Source organism: Croceicoccus esteveae (genome assembly GCF_031846435.1).
In the GTDB taxonomy this organism is placed as follows: Bacteria; Pseudomonadota; Alphaproteobacteria; order Sphingomonadales; family Sphingomonadaceae; genus Croceicoccus; species Croceicoccus esteveae.
The window spans coordinates 553,371-570,266 of the sequence record NZ_JAVRHS010000001.1; the positions used below are offsets into that span (position 1 = coordinate 553,371).

Annotated in this window: 16 protein-coding genes; 9 read left to right on the plus strand and 7 right to left on the minus strand. The window is 60.6% G+C overall.

The genetic code is table 11. The annotated features are described in order from the left end of the window. Window positions 1–18: 18 nt before the first annotated feature. From leuA to miaA, 6 genes are all read right to left on the minus strand, one after another. Window positions 19–1,704 (minus strand): 2-isopropylmalate synthase, encoded by a 1,686-nt coding sequence (gene leuA / locus RM533_RS02620; RefSeq protein ID WP_311339619.1) that lies wholly within the window; start codon window positions 1,702–1,704, stop codon window positions 19–21. 260 nt (window positions 1,705–1,964) lie between these two features. After that, on the minus strand, window positions 1,965–2,618 hold the full coding sequence (locus RM533_RS02625; RefSeq protein WP_311339620.1) for a YceI family protein: 654 nt from the start codon (window positions 2,616–2,618) through the stop codon (window positions 1,965–1,967). Between the two features lie 160 nt (window positions 2,619–2,778). Next, complete coding sequence (gene ilvC, locus RM533_RS02630) at window positions 2,779–3,798, minus strand: ketol-acid reductoisomerase (protein ID WP_311339621.1); 1,020 nt, start codon at window positions 3,796–3,798, stop codon at window positions 2,779–2,781. Between the two features lie 57 nt (window positions 3,799–3,855). Then, a complete protein-coding gene (ilvN, locus tag RM533_RS02635; protein WP_432265007.1) occupies window positions 3,856–4,362 on the minus strand; it encodes an acetolactate synthase small subunit in 507 nt (168 codons plus the stop codon). Between the two features lie 2 nt (window positions 4,363–4,364). Next, on the minus strand, window positions 4,365–6,155 hold the full coding sequence (ilvB, locus tag RM533_RS02640) for a biosynthetic-type acetolactate synthase large subunit (protein ID WP_311339623.1): 1,791 nt from the start codon (window positions 6,153–6,155) through the stop codon (window positions 4,365–4,367). Window positions 6,156–6,228: 73 nt separating this feature from the next. After that, a complete protein-coding gene (gene miaA, locus RM533_RS02645) occupies window positions 6,229–7,203 on the minus strand; it encodes a tRNA (adenosine(37)-N6)-dimethylallyltransferase MiaA (RefSeq protein ID WP_311339624.1) in 975 nt (324 codons plus the stop codon). Here miaA and serB point away from each other — a divergent pair. After that, window positions 7,196–8,077, plus strand: coding sequence for a phosphoserine phosphatase SerB (gene serB, locus RM533_RS02650; RefSeq protein ID WP_311339625.1), 882 nt, complete (start codon window positions 7,196–7,198; stop codon window positions 8,075–8,077). The two genes, miaA and serB, sit on opposite strands and share 8 nt — an antisense overlap. Before the next feature lie 55 nt (window positions 8,078–8,132). Here the strand turns inward: serB and purL are convergent, their stop codons facing one another. After that, a complete protein-coding gene (purL, locus tag RM533_RS02655; protein WP_311339626.1) occupies window positions 8,133–10,319 on the minus strand; it encodes a phosphoribosylformylglycinamidine synthase subunit PurL in 2,187 nt (728 codons plus the stop codon). Between the two features lie 91 nt (window positions 10,320–10,410). On the opposite strand from purL, the gene RM533_RS02660 reads away from it, so the two are divergent. The 8 genes from RM533_RS02660 (at window position 10,411) to RM533_RS02695 (ending at window position 16,895) form a co-directional block, all read left to right on the plus strand. Further along, window positions 10,411–10,668, plus strand: coding sequence for an exodeoxyribonuclease VII small subunit (locus RM533_RS02660; protein WP_311339627.1), 258 nt, complete (start codon window positions 10,411–10,413; stop codon window positions 10,666–10,668). A gap of 8 nt (window positions 10,669–10,676) precedes the next feature. After that, window positions 10,677–11,576 carry a polyprenyl synthetase family protein gene (locus RM533_RS02665; RefSeq protein ID WP_311339628.1) on the plus strand — a complete coding sequence of 300 codons (900 nt, stop codon included), beginning with the start codon at window positions 10,677–10,679 and terminating at the stop codon, window positions 11,574–11,576. Window positions 11,577–11,628: 52 nt separating this feature from the next. Further along, the gene (coaD, locus tag RM533_RS02670; protein ID WP_311339629.1) at window positions 11,629–12,183 is read left to right on the plus strand and encodes a pantetheine-phosphate adenylyltransferase; all 555 of its coding nucleotides are present in this window, start codon (window positions 11,629–11,631) and stop codon (window positions 12,181–12,183) included. 150 nt (window positions 12,184–12,333) lie between these two features. After that, on the plus strand, window positions 12,334–13,008 hold the full coding sequence (locus RM533_RS02675) for a peptidylprolyl isomerase (protein ID WP_311339630.1): 675 nt from the start codon (window positions 12,334–12,336) through the stop codon (window positions 13,006–13,008). Between the two features lie 133 nt (window positions 13,009–13,141). Continuing rightward, complete coding sequence (queA, locus tag RM533_RS02680) at window positions 13,142–14,170, plus strand: tRNA preQ1(34) S-adenosylmethionine ribosyltransferase-isomerase QueA (RefSeq protein WP_311339631.1); 1,029 nt, start codon at window positions 13,142–13,144, stop codon at window positions 14,168–14,170. Window positions 14,171–14,229: 59 nt separating this feature from the next. Beyond that, complete coding sequence (locus RM533_RS02685) at window positions 14,230–15,189, plus strand: ABC transporter ATP-binding protein (RefSeq protein ID WP_311339632.1); 960 nt, start codon at window positions 14,230–14,232, stop codon at window positions 15,187–15,189. Continuing rightward, a complete protein-coding gene (locus tag RM533_RS02690; protein WP_311339708.1) occupies window positions 15,189–15,959 on the plus strand; it encodes an ABC transporter permease in 771 nt (256 codons plus the stop codon). The genes RM533_RS02685 and RM533_RS02690 overlap by 1 nt, the downstream gene beginning before the upstream one ends. Before the next feature lie 18 nt (window positions 15,960–15,977). After that, complete coding sequence (locus RM533_RS02695) at window positions 15,978–16,895, plus strand: DUF481 domain-containing protein (RefSeq protein WP_311339633.1); 918 nt, start codon at window positions 15,978–15,980, stop codon at window positions 16,893–16,895. Window position 16,896 lies beyond the last annotated feature (1 nt).

The following is a 16,896-nucleotide window of genomic DNA, read 5'->3' on the forward strand; positions in this document are numbered from 1 at the left end:
CAAGCACATTCCTGCTGATCAGCGGGGAAGGAGGCCGTGTGCTGCGTTGGCGGCACTCAAGATGGCGCGGACGCTGGCGGTTGCGACGTCTTCGTGGATGCCGACCCCCCAGATGATTTCGCCATTTGCGGCCATGCATTCAACGTAAGCGGCCGCGCGGGCATCTGATCCGGTCGACATGGCATGCTCCGAATAGTCGATGATTTCCAAGCTTATCTGGAAGCTGTCGGCGAGCGTCGCGACCACCGATGACAACAGCCCGTTTCCGCGGCCCGATACGCTGCGCTCCTTGCCATCGACGCCGATCGTGCCGGCAAAGATGCGGGAACCATCCGCTGCCCTGGTCTCCTCATATTCGACCAGCGTGAATTGCTGCGGTGCATCGAGATGATATTCGCGACAGAAAGCGGACCAGATGTCGTGTGCCGTTACTTCCTGCTGCTTTTCATCAGCGAGATGCTGGACTGCCTTGGAAAAATGCGCCTGCATCCGCTTGGGCAATTTCAATCCCTGATCCTGCTCCAGAACCCAGGCGAAACCGCCTTTGCCGGATTGCGAATTCACCCTGATCACAGCCTCGTAGTTGCGGCCAAGATCGGCGGGATCGATCGGCAGGTAAGGCACGCGCCAGCCACGGTCGTTCTGCTGGTCCCGTGCCTCAAATCCTTTCTTGATCGCATCCTGATGGCTGCCCGAAAATGCCGTAAACACCAGCTCACCACCATAGGGGTGTCGCTGATGCACCGGGATCTGGTTGCAATATTCCACCGTTTCGATGACTTCATCAATGTTCGAAAAATTCAGTCCCGGATCAATGCCTTGCGTGTACATGTTGAGAGCGACTGTCACGAGACAGCAATTGCCCGTACGCTCGCCATTGCCGAACAGGCAGCCTTCGATCCGGTCTGCGCCGGCCATGATGCCAAGCTCGGCAGCGGCGACACCGGTGCCCCGGTCATTATGAGTGTGCAGGCTGACTACGACACTCTCGCGATTGGGAATGTTGCGACAGAAATATTCGATCTGGTCAGCGTAGATGTTGGGTGTTGCCGCCTCGATCGTGGCAGGCAAATTGAGGATCAGCGGCCGGTCAGGCGTGGGACACAGCACGCTCATCACCGCTTCGCAGCACTCGAGGCTGAAATCGAGTTCTGCGGTCGAGAAGGTTTCGGGCGAATATTGAAAGCGCCAGTCAGTGTCGGGCCGCTTGGCCGCTTCGTCACGCATGATGCTCGCACCTGTAACGGCAATCTCGCGCACCTGCGCACGATCCATGCGAAACACGATCTCTCGCCAGGCTGGCGACACTGCGTTGTACAGATGCACGATTGCAGTTCGTGCGCCTTCCAGGCTGTCGAAGCTGGTACGGATCAGATCCTCGCGCGCCTGCGTCAGCACCTGTATGACCACATCGTCGGGAATGCGTCCGCTTTGCACCAGCCCCTGAATGAAGCCGAATTCTGTCGCTCCGGCAGCCGGGAATCCGACCTCGATTTCTTTGAGTCCGACCTTCACCAGCAGATCGAAGAAGCGGTTCTTCTTTGCGCTGTCCATAGGATCGATAAGTGATTGATTGCCGTCGCGCATATCGGTTGAAAGCCACCGCGGGGGCGCATCGATCACACGTGACGGCCACGTGCGATCATGCAGATCAACAGGAGCAAATGGCCGGTACTTTACCGACGGATCAGGCAACATGGACATGTAGGTTTTCCGCTTTTAGATTTTGCGAGAGTGGCTTTGCTGTATCAACCCCCGGACACTACGCGCAGATAGCCGCGCAGAAGTTCACGCCCGGGGGCGGGTAAGTCGCAAAAGCGAAGCCAGGGTCGCGGGCAATCCCGAAAACCGCAGCACAAGGGCAGCATCAAAAAGCATGTTTCATAATGTTATGTGAGCGTGTGCAACATATGTCCATAGCCAAGTTCAGGCAGGCGGCAGACCGCGCCGCCCGAACCCGCCGATCATTGCTTTTCGAACGCAGCGCTGATCTTCAACTCGACTTCATCTGCGACGAGCGGGATCAAGGCGCTCATCCCGAACTCGGAGCGCCGGATCACCGTTTCGCCTTCGAAGCCAATGGTTTCCTTCTTGCTCATCGGGTTTGCGCCGGCGCCGGTAAACTCCGCCTCTATGGTGATTGGCCGGGTGACACCATTGAGAGTGAGATTTCCCGTGATCACCGCCTCATCCTTGTCGTCATCATCCATTCGGACAGAAGTCGAACGAAAAATCGCAGGTGCAGGTTCAGGGCCAAAGAAATCGGCCGCCGCGCCATCCTTGCCGCCACGCAGCAGGTGCTCGCGCAGCCCTTCGCTGACGACTGCAAGGCTGGTGATCGGGATGGTGACTGCCACACTGGCTGCCGCAGGATTGGCAGGGTCGATCTGCAGCACGCCTTCTGCATCGCCGAACACGCCGTAGTAATCATTGAACCCGAAATGATTGACGCTCCAGCCGACCAACGTGTGCAGAGGGTCAGTGCGATAGGTGCCGGCGCTCACCCGGGAGACGTCCTGCGCTCCGGGGACCTGCGGCCCGCTTTGGCTTGTCGCGAGCACTGGCACAGCAGTGATCATAAGAGCCGCCGCGACAGGTACAAGGTATCTTGGTTGCATGAACAATTCCTTTTCAGGCGGGTGCAGCGACAAGAGTGGCCGCTGGACCGATCCGTCGCAAGCAACTTGTGTGTTACTTTGCCGGCAATCGCTGCCGGTGCAGATCGACGCACCGGCAACATCGTCTGTTCAGCGCAAGCAGCGTCTGCTTAGATCATGCTTAGTTGCGTTCCTTGTCCACCAGCTTGTTGGCACCGATCCAAGGCATCATTGCCCGCAACTGCGCACCGGTTTTTTCGATCGGGTGCGCTTCGGCCTGCTTGCGCGCCGCTTTCAATTCAGGTTGCCCGGCGCGATTGTCGAGAACGAAGTTCTTTACAAACCTGCCTGACTGTATGTCGGCCAGCACGCGCTTCATCTCGGCTTTCGTCTCGTCCGTGATGATGCGAGGGCCGGTAGTGATATCGCCATATTCGGCCGTGTTGCTGATCGAATACCGCATGTTCGCAATGCCGCCTTCGTACAGCAGGTCGACGATCAGCTTGGTTTCATGCAGGCATTCGAAATAAGCCATCTCGGGCGCATAACCTGCTTCGACCAAGGTTTCGAACCCGGCCTGGATAAGGTGGGTAATGCCGCCGCACAGCACCGCCTGTTCGCCAAACAGGTCGGTTTCGCATTCTTCGCGAAAGTTCGTCTCGATAATGCCGGAGCGGCCGCCGCCCACACCCGAGGCATAGGCAAGCGCCACGTCATGGGCATTGCCGGTTGCATCCTGGTGAATGGCAATGAGGCAGGGCACCCCGCCGCCACGCACATATTCGCTGCGCACGGTGTGCCCCGGACCCTTGGGCGCGATCATGATGACGTCGAGATCGGCGGACGGTTCGATGAGACCGAAATGCACGTTGAGCCCGTGAGCGAAGGCAAGCGCCGCACCCGGCTTCATGTTGCCGGCAAGATCGTCCTGCCAGATCGCGGCCTGGTGTTCATCGGGCGCCAGCACCATGACGATGTCTGCCCATTGCGCTGCGTCGCGATTCGTCATTACCTTGAAGCCGGCGTCCTCGGCTTTCTTGCGGGTTGCGGACCCCTCGCGCAGAGCAATGGCAACCTCTTTCACGCCGGAGTCACGCAGGTTCTGCGCATGGGCGTGGCCCTGGCTGCCGTAGCCGACAATGGCAATCTTCTTGTCGGCGATCAGGTTCGTGTCGCAATCCGCGTCGTAAAATACTTTCAAAGTCAATCATCCCTCAAGGCGTGAAGCGCTCCTTCACCAAGGAGCAAGAAACCTGGCTCAGCCGACACCGCGCATCATGCCGACGATGCCTGTGCGGCCGACTTCGACCAGACCGAGCTCGCGCATGAGCGCAACAAAGCTGTCGATCTTTGCCGGTGCCCCGGTGATTTCAAAGACGAAGCTTTGCGTCGTGGTGTCGACCACCTTGGCGCGAAACACCCCGGCAACCCGCATCGCTTCCACCCGGCTGTCGCCGCGTCCCGCCACTTTCACGAGCGCAAGTTCGCGTTCCACATGCGGCCCGAGCTCGGTAAGATCCTCCACCTTGTGGACCGGGATCAGCCGTTCAAGCTGCGCCTGGATCTGGTCGATGACCTGAGGCGGGCCCTGTGTGACAATGGTGATGCGCGAAACACGATGATTTTCGCTGATGTCGGCGACAGTCAGGCTGTCGATGTTGTAACCGCGCGCGGTAAACAGGCCCGCGATCTTGGCCAGAATGCCCGGGTCGTTGTCCACCGTCACTGTCAGTACGTGACGTTCAGATGGGCGTTCATCCAGCATGCTCATACCGCGGCCAGTGCTTCTGTCGTGACAGCCGCAGGTGCTTCGTCGCCGTAAAGGAGCATGTCGGTGTGTGCCGCGCCTGAACGGAACATCGGCAGGCAATTTGCCAGCTGTGCAACCCGGCAGTCCACCATGACCGGACCGTCATGCGCGAGCATGTCGTTGATTGCCTGATCGAGATCATCCGGGTCCTGCACCAGAATGCCTTTCCAGCCATAGGCCTGCGCCAGCATCACGAAATCGGGCAGCGATTCCGAATAGCTGTTCGAGTACCGGCTTTCATAGGTCAGCTCCTGCCATTGGCGGACCATGCCCATGAATTCATTGTTGAGGATGAACACCTTCACCGGCAGGCGATACTGGCTCGCTGTGCCAAGTTCCTGGATGTTCATCTGGATTGAAGCTTCGCCGGCGATGTCGATGACCAGTGCGTCGGGGTTGCCGATCTGCGCGCCGATCGCCGCGGGCAGACCATAGCCCATGGTACCCAGACCTCCGCTGGTCAGCCATTTGTTGGGGCTGAAGAACCGGAAATGCTGCGCTGCCCACATCTGGTGCTGACCCACCTCGGTCGTGATGATCGGGTCGCGATCCTTCGTCAGCTCGTACAGGCGCTCGATGGAATGCTGCGGCATGATCTGCGTGTCGGATTTGGGATAGGCCAGGGAAAGCCGCGCCCGCCAGCCTTCTATGCGGGCATACCATTCGCCCAGATCGTTAGCCTGCGCGCCAGTTGCTTTCCATTCATCAAGCATCTGGCGCAACACATGCGCACAGTCCCCGATGATCGGCAGATCCACCGCAACGGTCTTGTTGATCGAGGAGCGATCGATATCGATGTGGATCTTGATTGCATCGGGAGCAAAATCGTCAAGACGACCAGTCACGCGATCATCGAAGCGCGCGCCCACGCACAGGATGACGTCCGCACGGTTCATCGACATGTTGGCTTCGAATGTCCCGTGCATGCCCAGCATGCCAAGCCATGCCTTGCCCCGCGAAGGGAAAGCGCCCAATCCCATCAGCGTGGAAGTCACCGGGGCGCCGCATGCTGCCTGCAACTCGCGCAACAACACCGACGCTTCCGGTCCTGAATTGATGACACCGCCACCTGTATAGAGCACCGGTGCCCTAGCGGCAGCCAGCAGCCGCACCGCTTCAGATATCGCTTCATCCCGGCCAAGGAGCACAGGTCGGTAACGGTCGGCGCGCAGCGGGGAAGCGCTTCCTGCCTGGACCTCGGCAACCTGCACGTCCTTGGGAATATCGACGACCACCGGGCCGGGCCGTCCCGTCGTTGCAATGCGGAAAGCCTCGGTGATGGTGCCGGCAAGCTCTGCTGGATCCTTCACCAGATAATTATGCTTCGTGCAGTGGCGGGTAATCCCGATCGTATCCGCTTCCTGGAACGCGTCGGTGCCGATCATCGCGGTGGCGACCTGCCCGCTGAGCACGACTATGGGTATGGAATCCATGAACGCGTCGGCAATGCCGGTGACCGCGTTCGTTGCACCCGGCCCGGAAGTGACCAGCACCACGCCGGGTTTGCCGGTGGAACGAGCATAACCTTCGGCTGCATGGGCAGCGCCGGCTTCGTGGCGCACCAGGATATGGCGGATGCGATCATCGGTGAACAGCGCATCATAGATGGGGAGCACTGCGCCACCGGGGTAGCCGAACACAACCTCCACGCCCTGCTCAACCAGGCTGTCCATCAGGACCTCGGCGCCGGTGCGCTTTGTCGCAGGGTGGGTCACGGGGAAGTCTCCCATCAGGATGAAATCTGACATAATTGCGGCCCGGAAGACAGGCTGCCGGGCCGCTTGCTCACAATATTGTGCGACTGCTAAGTGAAACGCTATGTCATGTCAACAGCAGTCTTGATAATAATATGTCGTTTAAGGCGGTGTCAAAAGCTTCATTGTTACCCGCGAAGTGCCATGCGGCAGGCGTCTGATTGCCAAACCAGGTGTATTGACGCTTTGCGTATCGGCGAGTCGCCTGTGCTCCGATGGTGATTGCCGTCTCGCGATCGCTCTCCTGTTGCAGGAACGTGGCGATGGCTGCAACGCCAATGGCGCGCATGATCGGCAGGGCAGGGTCGAGCCGGCGAGCCAGCAGGGCACGAACCTCATCGATCGCGCCATTGTCCATCATACTGGCAAAGCGCGTTTCGCAACGGGCATAAAGCGCTGTCCGATCAGGCAGCAGGATAGCCGGCCAAAGGCGAACCTGCTCGCTGATGCCGCCTGAGCGTTTTTCCTGCCAAGCGTGGAGCGGCCGTCCGGTGGAGCGCACCACTTCCAGCGCCCGCATGATGCGCGTCGTATCGGCAGGAGCCAGGCGCCGTGCGGCGGCAGGATCCTCGTTACCGAGCGCGGCATGGGCAGCGCTGGTCATCATGGCGCGGACCTGCGCGCGAATGGCGGGCTCGATTTGCGGCACAGGAGCGATGCCGTCGAGCAGGCTGCGAAGGTAAAGCCCTGTGCCTCCGACCAGAATGGGCAGCGCGCCGGCATCGTGCGCACGTGCAATTTCGACCCGTGCCGCTGCGGCCCAGTCGGCAGCGGAACACGCCTGCGCACCATCCCAGGTGCCGAACAGCCGATGCTCGATACCGTGCATGTCGTGAACCGAAGGCCGCGCTGAAAGCACACGAAGGTCGCCATATACCTGCGCGCTGTCGGCATTGATAATGATAGAAGGCTGCCCCCTGTCCTGCAAACGCAAGGCCAGGCGCACGGCCTGTTCGCTCTTGCCGCTGGCGGTCGGCCCTGCGATGAGCGCGAGCGGCGGTTTTGTCCCACCGTCTTTTGCGGAGTGCCAGACATTGCTCATCGTGCGGTTGTTAGCAGACAAGGACCGACTTGAAACCGCACTTGATGCCGCTTCTGCGCAGTTGGCGCGCCGGGGCTGGCCTGTCGCCGAAGCAGCGATGCTGGAGTTTTGCGGCGATACGTTGCAGATCCTTCTGCCCGAAGGGGACCGGACTGCCGTGGTGCAAATTCTGGACGAAGCTTTCGGCCCGTGCGACCTGCTGATGGCGGATCATCTCATTACAGTGCCGCATCTTCTTGTATCCGACATGGATTCCACGATGATCGGGCAGGAGTGCATCGATGAGCTCGCCGATTATGCCGGTGTGAAGCCGCAGATTGCTGCCATCACCGAACGGGCGATGAATGGGGAAATCGACTTCGCCGCCGCGCTCGCAGAGCGGGTCGGCCTGCTTGCCGACCTGCCTGAGGATTGCATCGCGCAATGCTTGGCTGAACGGATCGTGCCGACACCGGGCGCACGTGTTCTGGTGCGCACATTGGCTGCGCGCGGGACGCGCAGCATACTTGTCACCGGCGGGTTCCACAGCTTTGCCGATCCTGTTGCCGAGATGATCGGCTTTGACCGTGTGGTCGGAAATCGGCTCGGCGCCGCTGATGGCCGGCTGAGCGGAACACTTACAGGAGCGATTGTGGACTCCGCTGCAAAGCGGCGCGTGCTTGAAGAAGAACAGGCCCGGCTTGGCGACGGCGCGCGCAGCATGGCTCTGGGCGACGGTGCCAATGACATTCCGATGTTGCAGGCGGCCGATTACGGCATTGCCTATCGGGCGAAACCTGCGGCGCGAACCGCCGCCAACGGCTGGGTTGAGCGGGGCGACCTGACCGCAATCCTGCAATTGCTCGATATTGCGCGCGAAGACTGGGTGGACTGACACATCAGAAGCATCGGTTCTTGCAGGCCGGGATAACCAAGCTGCCAATCGGCTCTCAGTCGTCCATCCAATCGGCAAAGAACCGCTCATGTCCGCTGCGCAGTGTGGGAAGGTCAACACCGCTGATGACATCCCCGCCAACGGTGCCGATTCGCAGCGCCCCTTCGAGGTCGGCAGCCCCGGCAGGGGTGGTCACGACATAACGGCCCTGATCCTCGGCGAATGCCTCGCCGGTGGTGAGCGGATCGATATCAGCGCCAAGATTGCCTGCCAGCGCCATTTCCGCCAGTGCCACGAGCAGGCCGCCGTCTGATACATCGTGAACGGCGTTGAGCATGCCGCCTGTGATCATGGCACGGATCAGTTCGCCGTTTCGAAACTCCTTTTTCAGGTCCACTTCGGGAGGCGCACCCGCGTTGCGGCCCTGCACATCGCGCAGCCAGAGTGACTGGCCAAGATCAGTGCCATGCCCGCCGATCAGCCAGATGGCATCGCCCGCATTCTTGAAAGCGATAGTGGCCATGCGGCTGCTGTCTTCAAGAACGCCGACGCCGCCAATGGCAGGCGTCGGCAGGATCGCCGAACCGCCGCCGGTCGCCTTGCTTTCATTATACAGGCTGACATTGCCGCTGACGATGGGGAAAGCCAGCGCCCGGCACGCATCGCCCATGCCTTCGAGGCAGTTGACGAACTGCGCCATGATTTCGGGCCGCTGAGGATTGCCGAAATTGAGGCAATTGGTCACTGCCAATGGTCGTGCACCCACTGCACAAAGATTGCGGTAGGCTTCGGCAATGGCTTGCTTGCCGCCTTCGTAAGGATCGGCAAAACAATAGCGCGGCGTGCAATCGGTAGTGATCGCCAGCGCCCTTTGCGTGCCATGGATCCGCACCACGGCGGCATCGCCGCCCGAACGCTGCATCGTGTCTGCACCGACCTGCGAATCATATTGTTCCCAGATCCACCGGCGGGAGGCGAGGGCAGGGCTGCCCATCATGGCCAGCAGGTCCGCGCCAAGGTCGGCGCTTTCCTCCACCTGCCCAAGAGGTTCGACCTGCGCCCAGGTCCGGTATTCTTCGCGCGTAATATAAGGGCGCTCGTACTGCGGTGCATCGTCGGCCAGCGGACCCAGAGGAATGTTGCAAACGGTCTCGCCCTTGAAAGTGAGCACCATTCGCCCGGTGTCGGTAACGGTGCCGATCACGGCAAAGTCCAGCTCCCATTTGCGGAAGATCGCCTCTGCCTCGGCTTCGCGGCCGGGTTTCAGCACCATCAGCATGCGTTCCTGCGATTCGGACAGCATCATTTCGTAAGGCGTCATACCTTCCTCGCGGCAGGGCACCGCGCCCATGTCGAGCGTGATGCCGGTGCCGCCGTTCGTCGCCATTTCCACGCTGGAGGAGGTGAGGCCCGCCGCGCCCATGTCCTGAATGGCAACGATGGCATCGGTCGCCATCAGCTCCAGGCATGCCTCGATCAGCAGTTTTTCAGTGAACGGGTCGCCCACCTGCACCGTGGGGCGCTTCTCATCGGAGTTCTCGTCAAAGTCAGCGCTGGCCATGGTGGCACCATGGATGCCGTCGCGCCCGGTTTTCGATCCGACATAGACAATCGGATTGCCCACGCCGGTCGCAGCAGAATAGAAAATGCGATCCTGTTCTGCGATGCCGACCGTCATCGCGTTCACCAGGATGTTGCCATCATAGGCAGGGTCGAAGTTCGTTTCGCCGCCCACCGTGGGTACGCCCACGCAATTGCCATAGCCACCGATGCCAGCGACGACGCCTTTCACCAGATGCTTCATCCGGGGATGGTCCGGCGATCCGAACCGCAGGGCGTTCATGTTCGCAACCGGCCGCGCGCCCATGGTGAACACATCGCGCAGGATGCCGCCAACGCCAGTCGCCGCTCCCTGATACGGTTCGATGTAGGAGGGGTGGTTGTGGCTCTCCATCTTGAAGATGCAGGCAAGCCTGCTGCCGTCTGGCCCTTCGCCGATATCGATGACGCCGGCATTTTCACCAGGGCCGCAGATGACCCATTCCGCTTCGGTTGGCAGGCGCTTCAGGTGAAAGCGGCTGGATTTGTAGCTGCAATGCTCTGACCACATCACGGAAAAGATGCCGAGCTCGACGAGATTGGGTTCCCGCCCGAGCGCATGGAGCACCCGGTCGTATTCTTCTGGGGAAAGCCCGTGCGCGGCAACGGTCTGGGCGGTGATCGGATCTGGGGTCTGGGGCATGTTCGGCGCCTTAACCCAAGCTACCATCATCGTTCCAGAACTTTTCCCCTCTCTTGACCATGCTGCGCCACACCGCCAAAGCTGCACCATCATGGATGAGGGCAATCAGGACATCACCGCGCTGAGCTACGAAGCTGCGCTCAAGCAGCTTGAGGAGGTTGTGCGCCGCCTCGAAGGTGGGGAGGCCGCGCTCGACGAATCGATCGATCTCTACGAGCGCGGAGAAAAGCTGCGCAAGCATTGCCAATCGCGGCTTGACGCAGCGCAGGCGCGGATCGAAGCCATCGTGGCTGATGCAGACGGCAAGGCAGCGGGAACCCGCCCCTTTGATGAGCCGGGCGTTGGGTGAACGTGTCCATGGTCCACGCCACCGACACTCTGCCGGCTGCGCTTGAGCGCATAGCGCAGGAGGTCGATTGTTGCTTCGATGCGTTGCTGCCAATTCCGTCCGATCCGCGCCGCCAGCTTGTCGAAGCGATGCGTTACGCAGCGATCGGCGGCGGCAAGCGGATGCGGCCATTGCTGTGCGTGGCAACCGCCGGAATGTTCGATGTTCATCGCGATGTATCGGTGAAGGTCGGATGCGCGCTCGAATCGATACACGTCTATTCTCTCATTCATGACGACCTGCCATGCATGGACGACGATGAATTGCGGCACGGCAAGCTGACCACGCATCGCGCTTTTGATGAAGCCACAGCCGTGCTTGCAGGCGATGCGCTCCATGCGCTGGCCTTCGAGATCTTGGGCTCGCACGATATCAGCGACGATCCGGTCACCCGCTCCGATCTTGTCTCCGCGCTTGCCCGAGCCAGTGGCCTTGCCGGAATGGCAGGCGGGCAGATGATGGACATTGCTGCTGAACACCAGATCTTTGACCTTCCTACCGTTACGCGCCTGCAGCAGTTGAAGACCGGCGCGCTGCTGACTGCTTCTGTCGAAATGGGCGCAATCCTTGGCCGCGTTTCTTCAGAAGCGCGCAAGCCGCTGCGCATGTATGCGCGCGATGTCGGGCTTGCATTTCAGATTGCGGATGATCTGCTGGATCATGAAGGCGACGAACACCTTGCGGGCAAGGCGCTGCGCAAGGATGCGCTGGCAGGCAAGGCAACCTTTGTGTCCCTGCTCGGGCCCGCTCGTGCTCGCGATCAGGCGCAGGCGCTGGTGGAACAGGCGATTGCGCATCTTGCCGATCATGGACCAGAAGCGGACCTGCTGCGCGACGTGGCGCGTTTCACGATCGCACGCAAAAAATGACCGATCGTGAAAGATGGCCGGCAGTCGCGATCAGGGGTTTGCAGGTAAGGACATGAAGGGGGAAACCATGGTCGCGCAGCAAGAGGTTGAGCCAGGCAGGCAGCGCGTGGGTCTTTACCCCGGCACTTTCGATCCGATCACGCGGGGGCATTGCGACATCATCCGCCGCGGGTCAAAGCTGGTCGACCGGCTGATAATCGGCATCACGACCAATCCATCGAAGAACCCGATGTTCACTACCGAACAGCGTAACGCCATGGTGGCACAAGAGGTGGCGCGCATGGAGCTCGACAATATCGACATCGTCCCGTTCGATGCCCTGCTCATCAAGTTTGCCGAGGCACAGGGCGCGACCATGATCGTGCGCGGATTGCGGGCAGTTGCCGATTTTGAATATGAATATCAGATGGCCGGCATGAACCAGCAGTTGAACGATGCCATCGAGACTGTCTTCCTCATGGCCGACGTCAGCCTGCAGCCAATCGCATCGAAGCTGGTCAAGGAGATCGCCTGGTTTGGCGGCGACATCACACCATTTGTCAGCAGCGCGGTCCGCGAACAAGTCATCGCCCATGTCGCTGCCCATGGCCAGAAGGGCAGTCTTTAAATTCATGCCGTGATGCACAGACGTTCATTACCTTGTCAGCTTTGACAGGCTACCACACCATCGTCACTGCCTGGCCCTGACGTCCTGGCCCTGACATATCATAACGAAGAACATGGCCGCGATATTGGCCGGAAAGGTGCAGTGCCTTCAATGAAGATGCGTCGTTTCGCCGCAGGCCTGCTTGGCCCGGCCCTTGTCCTGTCGACGCCGGCGTTTGCGCAGGATGCGCCGGTCGCTACGCCTTCAGCCCAGCAAAGCTACTGGCTGGTGGACGCCGATATCGCTGCAGATCCTGACAATGTCCTCCTGCTCGATCTGTCAAATGGCGGTCGAGTCGCCATCCGGCTGAAGCCCGATTGGGCGCCGGGTCACGTGGAACGGATCAAGACGCTTGCTCGACAGGGCTTTTACGATGGCGTCATCTTCCATCGGGTGATCGAGGGGTTCATGGCACAGACCGGTGACCCGACCGGGACTGGCGAAGGCGGCTCCCAGCTTGCCGATCTTGCGGCCGAATTCAACCAGGTCCCGCACCTGCGCGGCAGTGTATCCATGGCCCGTACAGCAGAGCCTGATTCCGCCAACAGCCAGTTCTTCATCGTGTTCTATCCGCGCATGTCGCTCGATCGCAATTACACCAATTTTGGCCGCGTCATTGCCGGAATGGATCAGGTCGATGTCATCGCGAGGGGTGAACCGCCAGCCAGTCCGACCCGTATCGTGCAGGCGTCGCTGGCAAGCGAGGGCAAGCCGCGGCCTGATCTTGCCTCTCCCGATCGGGGCGAAACGACGGTCGACATGCTGAATGCGCCAATCGCGGAGTAAGCCGGCGGCATCCATCATGTGAGTGGCGCGATCGCCGGCAGTTGACGGTGAGTGGCCTGCCTGCCGGTGTGCTGCCGGTGTGGCCGGGCGGCGATCCGCTTGCAGTTTTGCCGCCCATCCTTACACGCGCACCATGCGTGTTGATCATTTTGATTTTGAACTGCCGACAGACCGGATCGCCCTGCGTCCGGCCCGTCCGCGTGACAGCGCCCGCATGCTTGTCGTGGATGGCAGATCGCCGGTGGTGGATCGGTCAGTGCGCGACTTGCCGTCGGCTCTGAGGGCAGGCGATGTTCTCATCTTCAACGATACGCGGGTCATTCCTGCGCAGCTGGAAGGGCGGCGTGGGCAGGCAAGGCTTGGCGTCACCCTGCACAAGCGGCTCGATCTGCGCCGCTGGCAGGCCTTCGTCCGCAATGGCCGGCGTCTGCGTGCAGGAGAGACGATCGCGTTCGGCAATGACGTCGCCGTGCTTGCCGAAGAACGCCACCCCGATGGCAGCTGGACGCTGGCCTTCGCAGGTGACGAGCCGGTCGAGCTGTTGCTGGAACGGGCAGGAACGATGCCTCTGCCGCCCTACATCGCGGCACGGCGCACGCCTGATGAAGCGGATCGCACCGATTATCAGACGATGTTTGCCAGCCGGGACGGCGCAGTCGCGGCTCCGACCGCAGCGCTCCACTTCACGCCTGAACTGCTGGCATCGCTGGAGGCGGCGGGAATTGCCCGCGAACTCCTGACCCTGCATGTTGGTGCGGGCACGTTCCTGCCGGTCAAGGCCGATGATACCAACGACCATGTCATGCATGCCGAATGGGGCCGGATCGACGCTGCCACTGCCGAACGGCTGAACAAGGCGCGGCAGGATGGCGGGCGGCTCATCTGCGTGGGCACTACCTCGCTCCGGCTGCTGGAAAGCGCCTGTGATGAAGCTGGAACAATCCAGCCCTTTGAAGGAGACACGGCCATTTTCATCACGCCGGGCTACCGGTTTCGCGGAGTGGATGGTCTCATGACGAATTTTCATCTGCCGCGTTCCACGCTGTTCATGTTGGTAAGCGCGCTGATGGGGCTGGAGCGGATGCAGGCGGCTTACGCCCACGCGATCGCAAGCGATTACCGCTTTTACAGCTATGGCGATGCATCGCTGCTCATCCCCTGACCGATTGCAATCGGTCAGACGGCTTGCAATCGGATCGCGCTGCCCGCACTACGCCGGCGATGGACATCGTTCTTGATATACGCGGCCTGACCAAGCAATATCCGGCCCGCGGCGGCGCGCCTGCCGTCACTGCCCTCGACCATGCCGATCTTGCCATTGGCAAGGGCGAGATCTTTGCGCTGCTTGGCCCCAATGGCGCGGGCAAGACCACGCTGATCGGCGCGGTATGCGGGTTGGTACGGCCGACATCGGGCACCATCATGGCCTTTGGCAAGGACATGCGGCACGATTGGCGCGGCATTCGCAGGCGCATCGGGCTGGTGCCGCAGGAACTGGGCTTCGACATCTTTGAAAAGGTCGGGCGCTCCATCGCCTTTTCCCGCGGTCTGTTCGGCGCACCTGCTGATCCTGGCCGGGTGGAAACGGTGCTGCGCTCGCTGCAATTGTGGGACAAGCGCGATGCGCAGATCCGCACCCTGTCGGGTGGCATGAAGCGCCGCGTGCTGATTGCCAAGGCGCTGGCGCACGATCCGGAACTGCTGTTTCTCGATGAGCCGACCGCTGGCGTCGATGTCGAACTGCGCCGGGACATGTGGCGGCTGATTGACACACTGCGTGATACCGGCACCACCATCATTCTTACCACGCATTACATTGAAGAGGCCGAGGAAATGGCCGACCGTGTCGGCATCATCGACAAGGGCCGCATCCTGCTGGTGGATGACAAGGCAGCCATGATGGCAAGGCTTGGCCGGACAGAAGCGCGGTTCACCCTGGCAGAGCCCCTCGCGATGCTGCCGCCCCCAATCGCGGCTATGAACGCGACGCTGACGCAAGGCGGCAGCGTGCTGTGTTACAGGGGCGGCGACGGGTCGGGCAAAGGCAAGCAGGAGATTGCCGAGCTTGCGCGGATGCTGGTGGAACATGACATCGTTTTCACCGCGCTCGATGTCAGCGAATCGAGCCTGGAGGATATCTTCGTGAACCTTGTGGAAAATGGCGCGGGAGCGGCTCGATGATGGGCAGCTTCAATGCAACCGGTGCCTGGGCCATTTACCGCAACGAACTGTATCGGGCGTGGCGCGCGGTGTTCGGCACGATCATTTCGCCGGTCATTACCACCTGTCTGTACTTCATCGTGTTTGGTGCTGCCATTGGTGGCCGCATGGAAAGCGTCGGCACCGTCAGCTATGGCGCGTTCATCGTGCCGGGCTTGCTGCTGCTTACTCTCCTCTCCGAAAGCACGTCGAACGCCAGCTTCGGCATCTATATGCCCCGGTTCACCGGCTCCATTTACGAACTGTTATCAGCGCCGGTCGGCGTTGCCGAGACGCTCATCGGATTTATCGGCGCTGCAATCACGAAATCCCTCATCCTTGCCGCGATCATCCTTGTGACCGCCACGGTCTTTGTCGACTACCACATCACCTATCCGGTGCTGGCTTTCGGCTTTATCATCCTAGTCGCCTGCGCCTTTTCCCTGTTCGGGTTCATTCTTGGACTATGGGCGGAAGGGTTTGAAAAGCTACAGATGATTCCGCTGCTGGTGCTTACGCCACTGACTTTTCTGGGTGGCACTTTCTATTCGATCGACATGCTGGCAGACCCATGGCGCACCGTCGCGCTGTTCAATCCAATTGTCTATCTGGTGAGCGGCCTTCGCTGGACCTTCTATGGCGAAGCGGACGTCAGCATCGAGCTTGCCGCCGGGCTGACGATCGCGTTCCTGGTGCTGTGCGTCGGGATCATTGCATGGATCTTCAAGACCGGTTGGCGGCTGCGCGACTGATTGCTAGAGCGCCGCGTGATGAAGAAGGTCGGTTCGGTTGTGCTTATGGCGATGCTTGCCTGCACGACTCCTGCTGCGGCGCAATTGCCACCAGGCGTGCGCGCCATGGTGGAAGCGGCAATTGCGTCGGGCGATGCAGAGGCCGTCGACACGATCACGAAGTTTGCACGTCAGACACACCCGGCAGATGTGCGCGAAATCGACATCCTTTATGACAGTTTCCAGCAAAAGCAGCGCGCCCGCCTTGCCGCCCGGGCACAGGCAGACGCGCCGCCTGCGCATGGCGGCGGCCTGTTTGACCTTTGGGAAGGCAAGGGCGAGCTTGGCGCATTCCGATCGACCGGTAATACGCGGAATACCGGATTTACAGGCGCGCTCGCGCTTGAGCGGATCGGCGTCGACTGGCGGCACAAGCTGGCCGGCCGTGTGGACTATCAACGCAGCGCCGGCCGCACCACCCGCGAGCGCTATCGTGCTTCTTATGAGCCAAACTACAATTTTTCCGACAAAGGCTTCGTGTTTTCCCTGCTGCAATATGAAAGCGATCGGTTTCAGGGTTTCACGTCGCGCTATTCGCTTTCGGGAGGCGTGGGTTACCGCCTGATCGAGCGTGACCGCCTGCAAGTGTCGTTCAAGGGCGGGCCGGCATACAGGCGGGTGGAACTGACACCCGATGGCTCGGAAAGCTTTCTGGCAGCTTTGGGCGCATTCAACGCCGATTGGCAAATCACGGACATCATCAACCTTACCGAAGAAGCCAATCTGTTCATCCGCTCGGGCAATTCGAATTTTTCATCGCTGACCGGGCTTGAGGCGGACATTGGTTCAGGGTTGAAAGCGCGACTGTCCTACAGCCTTGAACATGATACCGATCCACCTGACAAGGCTTTCAAAACCGACACGCTGTCGCGGCTCACGGTGGTGTACGAGTTCTGAC